This is a genomic window from Methylocystis sp. ATCC 49242, assembly GCF_000188155.2.
Classification (GTDB): domain Bacteria; phylum Pseudomonadota; class Alphaproteobacteria; order Rhizobiales; family Beijerinckiaceae; genus Methylocystis.
Window position 1 is genome coordinate 2,829,331 of the sequence record NZ_KE124774.1, and the last position, 13,435, is coordinate 2,842,765.

14 protein-coding genes are annotated in these 13,435 nt (G+C 65.3%); 7 read left to right on the forward strand and 7 right to left on the reverse strand.

Features of this window, described 5'->3' with window-relative positions:
• Positions 1-42 precede the first annotated feature (42 nt).
• Positions 43-552, forward strand: a complete 510-nt coding sequence (gene fae, locus MET49242_RS15795; protein ID WP_036288365.1) for a formaldehyde-activating enzyme — start codon at positions 43-45, stop codon at positions 550-552.
• A 185-nt stretch (positions 553-737) separates the two neighbouring features.
• Complete coding sequence (fae, locus tag MET49242_RS15800) at positions 738-1,307, forward strand: formaldehyde-activating enzyme (protein ID WP_036288367.1); 570 nt, start codon at positions 738-740, stop codon at positions 1,305-1,307.
• Between the two features lie 19 nt (positions 1,308-1,326).
• Here fae (MET49242_RS15800) and MET49242_RS15805 read toward each other — a convergent pair whose 3' ends face one another.
• Positions 1,327-2,061 (reverse strand): HisA/HisF-related TIM barrel protein, encoded by a 735-nt coding sequence (locus tag MET49242_RS15805; RefSeq protein ID WP_036284212.1) that lies wholly within the window; start codon positions 2,059-2,061, stop codon positions 1,327-1,329.
• A 51-nt stretch (positions 2,062-2,112) separates the two neighbouring features.
• Between MET49242_RS15805 and MET49242_RS15810 the strand changes: the two genes are divergently transcribed.
• Positions 2,113-2,733, forward strand: coding sequence for a hypothetical protein (locus tag MET49242_RS15810; RefSeq protein WP_036284214.1), 621 nt, complete (start codon positions 2,113-2,115; stop codon positions 2,731-2,733).
• Positions 2,734-2,818: 85 nt separating this feature from the next.
• On the opposite strand, the gene MET49242_RS15815 is transcribed toward MET49242_RS15810, so the two are convergent.
• The 4 genes from MET49242_RS15815 to xoxF5 all read right to left on the reverse strand — a co-directional run bounded on the left by MET49242_RS15815 (position 2,819) and on the right by xoxF5 (position 6,866).
• Positions 2,819-3,370 carry a rhodanese-like domain-containing protein gene (locus tag MET49242_RS15815; RefSeq protein ID WP_036284216.1) on the reverse strand — a complete coding sequence of 184 codons (552 nt, stop codon included), beginning with the start codon at positions 3,368-3,370 and terminating at the stop codon, positions 2,819-2,821.
• Positions 3,367-4,245, reverse strand: coding sequence for a substrate-binding domain-containing protein (locus MET49242_RS15820; protein ID WP_371212555.1), 879 nt, complete (start codon positions 4,243-4,245; stop codon positions 3,367-3,369). The genes MET49242_RS15815 and MET49242_RS15820 overlap by 4 nt, the downstream gene beginning before the upstream one ends.
• A gap of 189 nt (positions 4,246-4,434) precedes the next feature.
• A complete protein-coding gene (locus tag MET49242_RS15825) occupies positions 4,435-4,902 on the reverse strand; it encodes a c-type cytochrome, methanol metabolism-related (protein ID WP_036288371.1) in 468 nt (155 codons plus the stop codon).
• 149 nt (positions 4,903-5,051) lie between these two features.
• Positions 5,052-6,866 (reverse strand): lanthanide-dependent methanol dehydrogenase XoxF5, encoded by a 1,815-nt coding sequence (gene xoxF5, locus MET49242_RS15830; protein ID WP_036284218.1) that lies wholly within the window; start codon positions 6,864-6,866, stop codon positions 5,052-5,054.
• A gap of 278 nt (positions 6,867-7,144) precedes the next feature.
• On the opposite strand from xoxF5, the gene MET49242_RS15835 reads away from it, so the two are divergent.
• Entirely contained in the window at positions 7,145-8,098 is a 954-nt protein-coding gene (locus tag MET49242_RS15835; RefSeq protein WP_036284220.1) for a quinoprotein relay system zinc metallohydrolase 2, read from the forward strand.
• Positions 8,099-8,178: 80 nt separating this feature from the next.
• Positions 8,179-8,973, forward strand: a complete 795-nt coding sequence (locus MET49242_RS15840) for a quinoprotein dehydrogenase-associated SoxYZ-like carrier (RefSeq protein ID WP_036284221.1) — start codon at positions 8,179-8,181, stop codon at positions 8,971-8,973.
• Positions 8,974-9,034: 61 nt separating this feature from the next.
• On the opposite strand, the gene MET49242_RS25795 is transcribed toward MET49242_RS15840, so the two are convergent.
• Together MET49242_RS25795 and cobT are read right to left on the reverse strand one after the other, a co-directional pair.
• Positions 9,035-9,172, reverse strand: coding sequence for a hypothetical protein (locus MET49242_RS25795; protein WP_192815606.1), 138 nt, complete (start codon positions 9,170-9,172; stop codon positions 9,035-9,037).
• A gap of 155 nt (positions 9,173-9,327) precedes the next feature.
• Entirely contained in the window at positions 9,328-11,256 is a 1,929-nt protein-coding gene (gene cobT / locus MET49242_RS15845; protein ID WP_036284223.1) for a cobaltochelatase subunit CobT, read from the reverse strand.
• Between the two features lie 223 nt (positions 11,257-11,479).
• Between cobT and MET49242_RS15850 the strand changes: the two genes are divergently transcribed.
• Both MET49242_RS15850 and MET49242_RS15855 read left to right on the forward strand, forming a co-directional pair.
• Positions 11,480-11,836: a copper resistance CopC family protein gene (locus MET49242_RS15850; protein WP_036284224.1), complete on the forward strand. Its 357-nt coding sequence runs from the start codon at positions 11,480-11,482 to the stop codon at positions 11,834-11,836.
• Between the two features lie 3 nt (positions 11,837-11,839).
• A complete protein-coding gene (locus MET49242_RS15855; protein ID WP_036284226.1) occupies positions 11,840-13,435 on the forward strand; it encodes a copper resistance D family protein in 1,596 nt (531 codons plus the stop codon).

Here is a 13,435-nt window from a genome sequence, read left to right on the forward strand (position 1 = left end):
CTCGGCGCGCGGGCGCGTCAGGGATTTGGAAAGGGAACGCACATGGCAGTTATCAACAAGATGCTGGTCGGCGAGTCGCTGGTTGGCGAAGGCAATGAAGTCGCGCACATCGACCTGATCATGGGACCGCGCGGTTCGGCCGCCGAGCTCGCTTTCGCGAACGCTCTCGTCAACAACAAGGACGGCTTCACGACGCTTCTCGCGGTCGTCGCTCCGAACCTGCTCTGCAAGCCCAACACGATCCTGTTCAACAAGGTCACCATCAAGGGCGCCAAGCAGGCCGTCCAGATGTTCGGCCCGGCTCAGCACGGCGTCGCCAAGGCCGTCGCCGACTCGGTCGCCGAGGGCGTGATCCCGGTGGCCGAAGCCGACGACCTGTTCATCTCGGTCGGCGTGTTCATTCACTGGGACGCTTCGGACGACAAGAAGATCCAGGACTACAACTATCAGGCCACGAAGGAAGCCATCGCCCGCGCCGTTCGCGGCGAGCCGAAGGCCGCCGAAGTCGTCGCCAAGCGCAACGAGGCCAAGCACCCCTTCGCGCCGAACTGAGAACCGCGCATTCCTGCGTAAATTTCGGGGAGCCGCTCGCTGCGGCTCCTCGTTCATGATGCGGATGGATAATCGACGCTGCGGCAATGTCCGGGCGTCGAGGCGAAAAAAGTTTTGGCATTCCGCGCGTGCGCTGGACAACAGGACGCCGCTGGGACGCGAACAGCACGGGAAGGGATGGAAATATGGCTTCGTTCTTTGAGAAGATTCTAGGCGCGCTGTTTCCGAAGCCATCGAGCGGCTTCGTTTCGTCGAGCGCAAAGATGGGCGTCGGCGAGTCGCTCGTCGGCGAGGGCAATGAGGTCGCCCACATCGACCTCATCATGGGTCCGCGCGGTTCGGCTGCGGAAAAGGCCTTCGCCAACGGGCTCGTCAACAACAAGGACGGCTTCACCACGCTGCTCGCGGTGATCGCGCCGAACCTGCTCGTCAAGCCCTACACCATGATGTTCAACAAGGTGACGATCAAGAACGCCAAGCAGGCCGTGCAGATGTTCGGCCCGGCGCAGCATGGCGTCGCCAAGGCCGTCGCCGACTCGGTCGCCGAGGGCGTGATCCCGCTCGACAAGGCCGAAGATCTCTTCATCTGCGTCGGCGTCTTTATCCATTGGGACGCCAACGACGACCAGAAGATTCAGGACTTCAACTATCAGGCCACGAAGGAAGCCATCGCTCGCGCGATGAAGGGCGACCCGACCGCGCAGAGCGTTCTGTCCGCCCGCGTGACGGCGAAGCATCCTTTCGCCGCCAACTGATTTCAGCCTCGTCTCGCGTTCAAAAAGGGAGCCTTCGCGGCTCCCTTTCTTTTTGCGGCTCAGCGAGCCGCGCAATATCGTCTCGCGTCAGATTGCCGTCGTGCAGGGCTGTGGCGACAAGCGCGCCGCTCGCGCCCATCTGTTTCAGCGCCACGAGATCGTCGACGCCTCTCGCTCCGCCCGCAGCGTAAACGCGCCGGCCTTTTGCGCGCGAAACAAATCGGCCCAGGCGCGTCATATCCGGCCCGAGACCGGCGCCGATGCGAGCTAAAGTCATGACGATGACGCGCGATGGCCAAAATTCCGTATTCACGAGCAGCTCCGCATCTCCAAGAAAATCTTCGCCCAGAAAATCGAGCGACAGAATCATGCGTTCGTCGTCGCGCAGGCGGCGCATCTCCTCCGGCTTTTCGAAACTTTCGCTGCCGACGATGACATCGACGTCGCGAAGCCGCAGCCAGCGCTCGACGTCGCAAGCGGTCCGAACGCCGGCGTCGACCCAGAGGCGCAACGCGGGAAAAGCGGCGCGGATCGCTTCGATCGCCGCGCGTGCGTCGCCGCGCCTTTCGATTGCGTCGAGATCGGCGATATAGAGTGCGTCGAAATCGTGGATCCTCAGCAATCCGTCGACGACATCTATGGGCGCGCTTGATTTTGCGAGCGGCGTGACGATGGGCGCATATTCGGCGCGCCGCCCCGCGACGGCGCGGACCACTTCGCTGTTTCGAATATCGATGACGGGAACGACATGCATGGGGCATTATACGCGGGACGCTTCGTCGGGCGGAGAAAGGTTGAAGGAAGCATGAATATTTCGCGCATTCTCGCGGCGGCGCTCGCTTTGACCGTTGGCGGCGCCGCATTCGCGCAAACCTCCGCCCCGCAAAGCGACTGGCCATGCAAACAGGTGCGCGTGCCAGAGATCGCGCTCGGCGGCGTGTGGACCGGGCCGTCGATCGAGAAGGAACGCAGAGACTGGCGGGGAGACGCGGCGGTCGCCGATCTCGTCACGCGTATCGCGCCCCGGCGCACGCCGCTCGAGGAAGCGGAAAGGCTCATCGGCGATTTCGCGAAAGGCGCCGGCGAGTCGCGCAAGGCGCGGCTGACGCTGCTTTTCGCCGGCGTCTATGAGCGCATGAACGACGAACGTCGCGACGTCGTCAACGGTCTCGACCGCTTCGGCCGCCGCCTGAAGGACATGGCGGAGAAGGCCCGCGAGGAGACGCAAACGATGCGCGAAGTCCAGGACCGCAAGCCGCAGGACCCGGAGGCGATCAGGAAGGCGAGCGAGGCGCTGCAATGGCGCCTGCGCATGTTTGAAGAACAGCGCAAGATGGTCGCATTCGTTTGCGAAAGCCCCGCGCTGATCGAACAGCGCTTCGGCGCGCTGGCCCGCGCGATCATGGCGGCGATGGAAACGAGGTAGAGCCATATTCGGCGAGCCTGCCGCGGATTCGCGTCCTGTCTCCCCCTTCGCAGCTGTGCCCGCGAACTTTTTTCCTGAATGGGCCCTACTCGCGCGGCTCGGGCTTGCGCTCCTCGAGCGGATGCTTTTGGGCCGCCCAGCCGTCGGTTCCCTGCGGGTACCAGAAGACATTGGCGTAGCCGAGAGACATGGCGCGCTTCGCCGCGTTCCAGGACATCCAGCAGTTTTCGAGGCAGTAGAAGACGAGCGGTTTGGCCTTGTCGCTGGCGGTGGCGCGCGCGAGTCCTTTTTCCAGATAGCGCTGCGTGGCTTCCGCGAGCTCGCCGTAGCCCGTGTCCGGAAGCCAGACGCTGCCCGGGATGTCGAAGCGCGGCTGCTCGCGCCATACTGCGCTTTTGGGGAGGCCCTCCGGTTTTGGCGCATGCGGCAGCGCGTCGATGAAGACGGCCGCCTTCGCCTTCCACATGTCGAAGGCTTTCGCCGTGTCGATCACCGTCGCGCCTGTGAGCGTCGCGGGAACCGGCGCGCGATAGGCGTCGAGACGATAGCCTTCCGGCTCGCGCGGGCGCGGCGGCGCCTCGCCGCGCGCGTTGGTCGCGGCGAGGCAAATTGCAAGAAACAAGAAGGCGCGGGTCACTGCGACCTTGCGAGGGGCTGGCCCGTTTCGTCGAGCAGCGGGACGCCATAATCGCTGAGGATCTTCTCCAGAGCGCCCTTGTTCTGCGCGATGAAGGCGTTGAGATCGCGCTTCCAGTTCTGGTCGGAATGGCGCACGCCGAACGCGATCCGGAAGGCCATGCGCGTTCCGGGGGTCTCCGCCAGCGGCGCCACATTGAGCTTCGCGCTCGACTTCTTCGCGTAGAAGCCGGCGATTGGCCCCCAGAGGAGCGCAACGTCGATGTCGCCGGTCTCGAGGTCGTGGATCATCGCGGCGCTCGAGGATTCGACGCGGGTGTCCACCATGAGCGGATATGGTTTGACCGAACCCATCAGGCCGTTCCGGGCGAGAATGTTCCCCGGCGGCGTGTTGGCGACGAGGCCGATGCGGTGCGGTTTCTCCTTCAGCCGAGGATCGTCGAGAGCGGTCATGCCGTCGAGGTCCGATCCGGCGCGCGTCACGATGGCGTAGGTCGTGCGGTAATAGGGATTGGTCGGCTGTACGAGGTCGTTGCCCTGCGGCATGCCGAGGATGACGTCGCACAGATGCGCGTTGAGCGTGTTTCGCACGAATCCTGTGGCGCCCGGGTAGAAGGAATAGGCGAGCTCCTTGCCGAGCTTCTGCGCCAGATATTCCGCGATCTTGTTTTCGAAGCCTTCGCCCTTTTCATTCGAGAAGGGTAGATTGTTCGGGTCGGCGCAGACCCGCAGCACTTTCGGATCGATAAGTTCTATTCCGCCCGAATTGTCGGACCCCTTTGCGCCGAAATCCGGTCCCATATGCTGGGCGAAGCCGGTCGCCGCCGCGAGGCTGAAGGCGATCACGAGCGCCGGCTTGCGCCAGCGCTGCTTCAAACTTTTTTGCCGCTTCACGCAATTCTACTCCTGACCTGCCGGGGGCCTTTCGGCGCCGCGGGCCAACCAAGCTTCTCCCAGATAATCTCGCTTTGTGGTTTTGACCACGGAAAAAACAAAAGGTCCGGAAGCCGCGGCGGCTCCGGACCAATTGTTCAGGCATGCTCCCGAAAGAGAACGCCGGGCGGCTTACTTATTGCCCATGCACTCGGCCTCGGCCTTCTTGAAGGCCTCGGGCGCCGGCTCCTTTTTCTCCGGGCGACCGGGCTGGACGGCGCCAGTCGAGAGCGCGCGGAGATAGACGTAAAGGTCGTCGATGTAGCAGGAAGCGTTCTTGTTGTCGGAGAAGGCCGGCATGACGCTGTTGCCGTTCTGACGGCCGCCGATCACGATGCCGGCGAATTCCGCATAGTCGAAGCGCTTCACCGACTCCTTCAACGCCGGCGCGTAAGTCGAGCCGCCGCCGTTCGGGCCGTGGCAGACGTGGCATTCGGCGTGATAGCGGCGATAGCCGGAGAAAGTGTACCAGTCCACCGTGCCGTCGGCGCCGACGTTGTAGGTGGGGTCGCCTTTCGCGTCGTAATATTTGCCGTCGACGGATTTGACGGCCTTGGGATCTCCGGGCGCCTCGGCCATGGCGGAGGTTCCCACAAACATCATGACGCCCAGGGCCAGCGCCCCGGCAAGCGACGATTTCATCACACTCTCCCTGATCGGTTCTCTAACCTTGGAAACAGCGGCGCTCGGCGACACCCGACGGAGGGGTGCGCCGAGCGCCAGATTTGCTTATGCGCCAAGCGTCTCGCTTAGTTCGGCAGAGCGAAGACGGTCAGCACGCCGCCGAGGGCGGTGTAGTTGGCGAGCGAGGCGTAGTTGCCCACCGCGCCGAGACCTTCATTGCTCTTCGACAGACCAGCCGCAAGGCCGATGCCGGCCCAGCCGCCAACGCCCGAGAGGACCGCGACATACTGCTTGCCGCCTGACTCATAGGTGATGACGTTGCCGATGATTCCCGACGGAGTCTTGTACTTGTAAAGCTCCTTGCCGGTCTTCGTGTCGACGGCCTTCAGATAGCCCTCGAGCGTGCCGTAGAAGGTCACGCCGCCGTCGGTCGACACCGCGCCCGACCACACCGAGAACTGCTCCTTGTTCGACCAGACGATCTTGCCGACCTTGGCGTCCCAGGCGATGAAGTTGCCGGTGTTGTTGGTGCCGTCGCCGAGCACCTTGCCCGCCGGATACATTTCCAGCGTCGCGCCGACGTAGGGCTGACCCGCGGTGTAGGACACGCGGAACGGCTCGTAGTCCATGCAGACGTGGTTCGTCGGCACCAGGAACAGACCCGTCGCCGGGTCATAGGAGACCGGCTGCTGGTCCTTCACGCCCAACGCCGCCGGGCACACGCCCTGGGTGTTGGTGTCCTCGCCATTCTGCTCGGTCGAATATTTCGACACGACCAGCGGACGGCCATAGGTCTTGGAGTTCTTGTCCATGTCGACCTTGGTCGCCCAGTTCACGGCCGGGTCGAACTTCTCGGCGACGAGCAGCTCGCCCGTCACCCGGTCCAGCGTGTAGCCGAAGCCGTTGCGGTCGAAGTGGACGAGCGTCTTGCGGGTCGTTCCGCCGATGTTCTGGTCGGCGAGAACCATCTCGTTGATGCCGTCATAGTCCCACTCGTCGTGGGGGGTCATCTGGTAGACCCACTTGGCCTTGCCCGTGTCGAGGTCGCGCGCCCAGATGGTCATGGACCAGCGGTTGTCGCCCGGACGCTGCTTCGGGTTCCAGGTCGAGGGGTTGCCCGAGCCGTAATAGACGAGGTTCAGTTCCGGATCATAGCTGTACCAGCCCCAGGTGGTGCCGCCGCCGATCTGCCACTGGTCACCCTGCCAGGTCGAGATGCCCGAGTCCTTGCCGACCGGCTTGCCGAGATGGGTGGTCTTCTCCGGGTCCATCAGCGTGTCGCTGTCGGGGCCCATGGAGTAGCCGCGCCAGGCCAGCTTGCCGTCCTTGATGTCGTAAGCGGTGATGTGGCCGCGCACGCCGAACTCGCCGCCGGCGATGCCCACGAACACCTTGTCCTTGAAGACGTGCGGAGCGGCGGTGGAGGTCTGGCCCTTCGCCGGGTCGCCGTTCTTCACCGACCAGACCAGCTTGCCGGTCTTGGCGTCGAGCGCGACAAGCGTCGTGTCCGCCTGGGCCAGGAAGATCTTGCCGTCGCCATAGGCGAGGCCGCGGTTCACCGTGTCGCAGCACATGACCGGAACGACGGACGGATCCTGCTTCGGCTCATACTTCCAGAGGATCTTGTGATCCGGATCCTTCAGGTCGAGCGCGTAAACATTGTTCGGGAACGGCGTGTGGAGATACATCACGTCGCCGACGACGAGCGGGGCGCCTTCGTGGCCACGCAGCACGCCGGTCGAAAACTGCCACGCCGGAGCAAGCTTGCCGACGTTCTCAGCCGTGATCTGCTTGAGAGCCGAATGGCGCAGATTCGCGTAGTCGCCAGTCGGCGAGACCCACTGCTTCGGGTCCTTCTGAAGCGCCAGCAACTCGTCGGCCTTCGCCGCGCCAGTCAGCGCGAGAACGGCCACCGAAGTCGACAACAACAGCTTATGCATGAGCTTTTCCTCCTGACGACGCCGAGGCGCGCCTTATTGTTGCGCCGCCGCCGACGTCGCGCCTCTCAGGGCGCCTCGACATTGGGAAGGCGTTTTCCGTTTCATGTCCCGCGCCGTTCGGTCAAAAAATCCGCCCGACGTCGAGAAGCTTCCAGTTCCCGTCCGGAAGGCATCTTTTAACTCGGAAACGGCGGGATAATATGTTGGGAGCGGTTGAATCGCAATCGCAAAAAACGCAGGCGTCAGCGTTTGCCGACATGCCGCCAAGGCAACGCATAATGCTAAATAAAATCAATATATTACATCGCGCGGCGGCATGTGCCGCGCTCCTTCTTTCGCTCGTTCCCGGGCCATCGCCCCTGCTCGCGCAGCCGTCCTTCACGCTGACGGAGCTCGCTCCGGGAGTCTTTGCGCATCAGGGAGAAACATCCCTGATGACCCGGGAAAATTTCGGGGGCATCGCCAATCTCGGCGCCGTCGTCGGCGACGACTCGGTCGCGGTGATCGACACGGGAGGCAGCCTGATTCAGGGCAAGGCCTTTCTCGCCGCGCTGCGCGAGAAGACGCAAAAGCCGGTTCGCTACGTCATCAACACCCACGCCCATCCCGATCACGTCTTCGGCAACGGCGCCTTCGAGGGGCCGGGCACGGTCTTCGTCGGCCACAAGAACCTGCCGCGCGCGCTCGCGGCGCGGGGCGCGCATTATCTCGCCTCCTTCCGCGAGGCGATGGGCGACGCGCTGGACGGCGTCACGATCATCTCACCGACGATGCTCGTATCCGATTCGTCAACGCTCGATCTCGGCGGACGTTCGCTCGTCCTGCAGGCTTGGCGAACCGCGCATACCGACAGCGATCTCACTGTGCTGGACCCGGCGAGCGGAACGCTTTTCGCCGGCGATCTGCTTTTCCTGCAACATGTGCCGGTGGTGGACGGCAGCCTTCTGGGCTTCCTCGACGTCGCGGAAAAGCTTTCGACGATCAAGGCCGAGCGCGTCGTGCCGGGCCACGGCCCCCTCGTCGCGCCCTGGCCGAAGGCGCTCGACGACGAGCGCAATTATCTGACCCGTCTGACCGCCGATCTGCGCGCGGCGATAAAGAAGGGCGAGAGCGTCACCGACGCGACCAAGGCGGCTGGCGCCTCGGAGCAGGGCAAATGGCGGCTGTTCGAGAATTACCACGCCCGCAACGCCACCGCCGGCTTCGCTGAACTCGAATGGGAGACGCCATGAGCGGCCGCTGCATGACTTTGTCTCATCCGTCGGGCGCGAATTGAGCTAATCTCCCGCAAAAGACCCGTCAGGAGGAACCCATGTCGAAATGCTTTCGCGCCTCAGGGCTTCTCGCCGCGTTTTTCGCCGCGACGCTCGCCTCGCCCGCGCGCGCCGAAACCGCGCCGGACCCATGGCCGGGGCTCGTGACGGATATTTTTCAGGGCCGCGCGATGGCCGAGCGCGACGGAGTCATTGCGCTCGAGGCGCCGGTGCGCGCCGAGGACGCGGCGATCGTGCCGATGACCCTGCGCTTCCCCGAGCCTGCGCGGGTAAAAACCGCAACGCTCGTCATCGATCAGAACCCGATGCCCATGGCCGCGGCCTTCACGGTCGGAGAAAAAGCGGGCGTGAGCTTCATCAGCACGCGCGTCCGGGTGAATTCCTACACCAATGTCCATGCGGTGGCGGAGACGCGGGACGGCAAGCTGCATTCCGAAGTGAAATTCGTGAAGGCGGCCGGCGGCTGCTCGGCGCCGGCGGTCAAGGACCAGGACGAGGCCAACGCCAATCTCGGCAAGATGAAATATCGCGAGTTCAGGAGCGCGGAGGCGGGCAGGCGCGAGGCGCAGATCATGATTCGCCACCCGAACAATTCGGGTCTGCAGATGGATCAGATGACGCATCTCTACATACCCGCCCACTATATCGACCGGGTCGAAGTGCGGCAGGGCGACGAACTCGTCTTTTCGATGGAAGGGGGGATTTCGCTGTCGGAAGACCCGAACTTCCGCTTCACCTATGCGCCCAATGGCGCGAAGACGATGTCAGTCGTCGCGCATGACAACAAGGGAAACGAGTTCAAGGCCGAATGGCCGGTCTCCGACGCCTCGTAAGGCGGTCGCCGCAGGACATGAACAGACAAAAGGGGAGCGCCGCGCCGCTCCCCTTTTCGTGTCACGAACCCCAGATCGTCAACGCCGCGCAGAAGGCGAGCGGGAACGTCGCCAGGGCGCAGATCGCCAGAACACACGCAACTTTCTGGAACTCGGGCGCGTCGTCGCGCGCCTCCCGCCTCTCGGTCACAAACGCCATCTCACCCACTCCGTCGCCACAACGCCACCATTCGGCGCGCCCGAAAACGGTCGCTCCATTTGATTAACGCGCGAGGGAGCGGATTCGTTGCAATTTTATCGGTCAACCGGGACGAATATGTCGAGCTTGTGACATGATGATCAATCGGTGAAGACTTACCGCGCTGCAGCGACGAGCGGCGCCGGGCGACCGCGAACCGGCTGGGGCGCCGCGGGCGCGGCCCTTTCGCTGAACAGCTCCGCGAGCTTTTCCGTCATGGCGCCGCCGAGTTCCTCCGCGTCCACGATCGTCACCGCGCGGCGGTAATAGCGCGTGACGTCGTGTCCGATGCCGATGGCGATCAGCTCCACCGGAGACTTGGTCTCGATGTCGTGGATGATCTGGCGCAGATGACGCTCCAGATAATTCCCCGGATTGACCGAGAGCGTCGAATCGTCGACCGGCGCGCCGTCGGAAATCATCATCAATATCCGGCGCTGCTCGGTGCGCGCGAGCAGGCGCCGATGCGCCCAGTCCAGCGCCTCGCCGTCGATGTTTTCCTTCAGGAGCCCCTCGCGCATCATCAGTCCGAGGTTGCGCCGCGCGCGCCGCCAGGGCGCGTCGGCCGCCTTGTAGATGATGTGGCGGATGTCGTTCAGGCGGCCCGGGTTCGGCTTCTTTCCTTCATTTATCCAGAGTTCGCGCGACTGCCCGCCCTTCCAGGCGCGAGTCGTGAAGCCGAGGATCTCGACCTTCACGCCACAGCGCTCCAGCGTGCGCGCCAGAATGTCGGCGCAGGTGGCGGCGACGGTGATCGGGCGTCCGCGCATCGAGCCGGAATTGTCGAGGAGCAGCGTGACCACCGTGTCGCGGAAGTCCATGTCCTTCTCGCGCTTGAAGGACAGCGGCTGCTGCGGATCGATGATGACGCGGGTGAGGCGCGCGGGATCGAGCATGCCCTCCTCGAGATCGAACTCCCAGCTGCGGCTCTGCTGCGCCATCAGGCGGCGCTGGAGCCGGTTCGCGAGCCGGCCGACGACGGAAGAGAGATGCAGGAGCTGCTTGTCGAGATAGGCGCGCAGCCGATCCAGCTCCTCGAGATCGCAAAGTTCCTCGGCGCGCACGATCTCGTCGAAGCGCGTGGTGTAGGCGTGGTAGTCCGCGCCGGAGCGTTCGGCGGCGGTCGTCGACGGGCGGCGCGCGTCGGGCGCCTCCTCCATGTCGCCGGCGTCGGAATCCTCCTCCGTCTCGCCATAGGGCGCCTCGGCCGATACGCTTTCGCCCTCCTGCTCCGAGTCCTCGGCGGCGAGCGCCGTCTCCATCTCGGCCTTGCTCTTGGCCGTGTCGTCTTCCTGGTCCTGATTCTCGGTCTCGTCCGGGTTCTGGGGCTGCTCCTCGCTTTCGTCCTCGGCCTCCGTTTCCTCGGGCGCCTCGCCGCTCGCCATGTCGAGATGGGAGAGAAGCTCGCGAACGATCTGCGCGAAATGACGCTGGTCCTCGACCGCGCCGACGAGCCGGTCCAGATCGGCGCCGGCGCGCTCCTCGATGACGTCGCGCCAGAACTCGACGATCTTCGCGCCATGAGGCGGCGGCGCGAGGCCAGTGAGCCGCTGGCGGGCCATGAGCGCCAGCGCGTCCTCGAGCGGCGCGTCCTCGCGGCTCCTGATCTGGTCGGAATGGCCGCGCTGGTAGCGGTCGTCGAGCATCGCCGCGATATTGGCGGCGACGCCGTCCATGCGCCGGGCGCCGATCGACTCGACGCGGGCCTGCTCCATGGCGTCGAAGGCGGCGCGCGCCTCCGCGGTATCGGGAACGTAACGGCGGTGCACCGCATCGTCGTGACATGCGAGTCGCAGGGCGATCGAGTCGGCCTGGCCGCGCAAAATGGCGGCGTCCTTCGGCGAGAGCTTGCGCGGAGGCTCCGTCAACCGCGCCTTGGCGCCGTCCTCTCCCGTGACGAGCGACGGCCGCTCGGGCGCGAAGATCACGTCGAGCGCGGGAGTTTTCGCCATGGCGCGCATGGCGCCGGAGACGGCGCGCTTGAAGGGCTCCTGCGGGGCTTCCTTGGGAGAGGCGGGACGGCGGTTTGTCGGCGCGGGGGGCATTCCGCAGTATATGCGCAACCGCGCGCGCCGCCGCAAGTCGGGCTTTGCCGGGAAAGCTCGGGGCCGCGCCGCCCCATACGCCTCCCCATGCGCCTCCCATGCGTCGCCCCGCCGCATGACGGCGCCCCTCGCCGGCCCCGACAGGCATTGATCAGGGCCGCCAAAAGGGGATAACTCGAAGTTCCTCGCGGCCCGATTCCCGGGATGGCCTTCGAACCCCGCCATGATGTCCAAACGGCTGACCTTCGTTGCGCTTTTTTCCGCCGTTTCGTGCGGGGCGGCCGATGCGCACGCTGTGATTGTCAACGCGACGCCGAGCCCCGGTCAGCAGGTTTCCGGAACCGAAATCGCGATTGAAATCCGCTTCAACAGCAGGATCGACGCCACCCGCTCGAATCTGAAGCTGACGACGCCCGAGGGCGCGAGCGTGTCCCTGCCGCTGATCGGCGACGCCGCGGCGGACAGGCTGAAGGCGCAGGCGCGCGGCCTCGCCCCCGGCGCCTATCGGCTCCACTGGCAGACTCTCAGCCCCGACGGCCATATCACTCAGGGAGACATTCCCTTCAGCGTGGGCCGCTGAGGAATGCAGCTCTTCATCGAGATATACGGCTTTCTCGGCGTCGTGCTGCGCGGCTTCATCCTCGCCGCGCAATCGCTGACCGTCGGCGGACTGGCGTTTCTCGTCCTGCTTTCCTGGCCCCTCGCGCCGCGGCTCGGCGACGCCGGGGAGAGAATTTCGACCCGCGCCCTGCGTCTGATCTCGTGGAGCGCCGGCGCGCTCGCCGCGGCGGAGGCGGTTGCGGCCGTCTCGCTCGCCGTCATGCTGGCCGGCACGCTGGAGATTTCCTTCCCGGAGGCGATCAGCGCCCGCGCGGCCATCGCCGATCTGATCGCTGCGGCGATCGCCCTGTCCATCGCCCTCGTCGCGCGCAACGGCGGCCCCGCGTTACGCTTCCTCGCGCCCGCGCTCGGCGCGCTGCTCCTCGTCGTGCAGGCCGTCTCGACGCATGCGACGAGCCAGCTCGAGGGCGCGGTCTCCCTTGCGGCGGCGGAATTGCTGCACATGTCCAGCGCCGCGGTCTGGATCGGCGGCATTCCTTTTTTCCTCATCGCGCTGACGGAAACGAACGGCGCCCCGACGCAGCCGATCGTCGGACGCCGCTTCTCGCTCATCTCCATCGGCGCCGTTGCGGCGCTGCTTTCGGGGGGCGTCTTCCTGGCCCTCGATTATGTCGATGCGCCGCCGGCGCTTTACGGCACGTCCTACGGCCTCATGCTCGGCGCCAAGATCGTGCTGCTCATGGGCCTGCTCTTTCTCGGCGGCATGAATTTTCTCGCCGTGCGCGGCGCGGCGCCCATGCTGCGCACCCGCCGCTTCGCCGAGACGGAGATCGGCGTCGGACTGACGGTCCTGTTCTGCGCCGCCTCGCTCGCCTCGCTGCCGCCGGCGCGCGACATCATCGAGCGCGCGAGTCTGCCGGAGATCGTCGAGCGTCTGGAGCCCCGCTGGCCGGTGCGTCTGGAAAGCCCGGATCACTCGGCCCTGTCCGTCTCGCAGGAGGCCATGGCCGCCGAAACCGCCTCCGCGGCGGCGCAATCGCGCTGGGCGGCGGACATCGCCTGGTCCGAATACAACCACCATTGGGCGGGGCTCTTCGTCCTCGCGATGGGCGCGATGGCGCTGATGGAGCGCGGCCGGCGCCTCGCGCCTTTCGCCCGCCACTGGCCGCTGATGTTCCTCGGCCTCGCGGCCTTCCTGTTCCTGCGCGCGGACGAAGCCGTCTGGCCGTTGGGCAAACTCGGCGTGATCGAGAGCCTGCGCGATCCGGAAATCGCGCAGCATCGCCTGCTGACGCTGTTGATCGTCGCCTTCGGGATCTTCGAGTGGCGCGTGCGGCTCGGCCGCGTGAAGGCGGGATGGGCGGCCTATGTTTTCCCGCTCTCCACGGCCGTCGCGGCGGGCTTCCTGCTGACCCACTCCCATGCGCTGACCAATGTGAAGGAAGAGACGCTGCTCGAAATCACCCACACGCCGCTCGCCCTCGTCGGCGTCGCGGCGGGATGGTCGCGCTGGCTGGAGCTGCGGCTCGACGGGCGGGCGGCCCGCATCGCGGGCTTCGTCTGGCCCATCGCCTTCATTCTGGCGGGGCTGATGCTGCTCTTCTACCGCGAGGCCTGA

What these genes read in the sequence shown, in the direction of transcription:
- cobT (WP_036284223.1), bottom strand. Translation starts at nt 11,256, where the DNA reads ATGCCCCCCGCGCCGACAAACCGCCGTCCCGCCTCTCCCAAGGAAGCC.
- MET49242_RS15825 (WP_036288371.1), bottom strand. Translation starts at nt 4,902, where the DNA reads ATGTTTGTGGGAACCTCCGCCATGGCCGAGGCGCCCGGAGATCCCAAG.
- MET49242_RS15810 (WP_036284214.1), top strand. Translation starts at nt 2,113, where the DNA reads ATGAATATTTCGCGCATTCTCGCGGCGGCGCTCGCTTTGACCGTTGGC.
- fae (WP_036288365.1), top strand. Translation starts at nt 43, where the DNA reads ATGGCAGTTATCAACAAGATGCTGGTCGGCGAGTCGCTGGTTGGCGAA.
- MET49242_RS15850 (WP_036284224.1), top strand. Translation starts at nt 11,480, where the DNA reads ATGATGTCCAAACGGCTGACCTTCGTTGCGCTTTTTTCCGCCGTTTCG.
- MET49242_RS25795 (WP_192815606.1), bottom strand. Translation starts at nt 9,172, where the DNA reads ATGGCGTTTGTGACCGAGAGGCGGGAGGCGCGCGACGACGCGCCCGAG.
- fae (WP_036288367.1), top strand. Translation starts at nt 738, where the DNA reads ATGGCTTCGTTCTTTGAGAAGATTCTAGGCGCGCTGTTTCCGAAGCCA.
- MET49242_RS15805 (WP_036284212.1), bottom strand. Translation starts at nt 2,061, where the DNA reads ATGCATGTCGTTCCCGTCATCGATATTCGAAACAGCGAAGTGGTCCGC.
- MET49242_RS15835 (WP_036284220.1), top strand. Translation starts at nt 7,145, where the DNA reads ATGCTAAATAAAATCAATATATTACATCGCGCGGCGGCATGTGCCGCG.
- MET49242_RS15840 (WP_036284221.1), top strand. Translation starts at nt 8,179, where the DNA reads ATGTCGAAATGCTTTCGCGCCTCAGGGCTTCTCGCCGCGTTTTTCGCC.
- MET49242_RS15855 (WP_036284226.1), top strand. Translation starts at nt 11,840, where the DNA reads ATGCAGCTCTTCATCGAGATATACGGCTTTCTCGGCGTCGTGCTGCGC.
- xoxF5 (WP_036284218.1), bottom strand. Translation starts at nt 6,866, where the DNA reads ATGCATAAGCTGTTGTTGTCGACTTCGGTGGCCGTTCTCGCGCTGACT.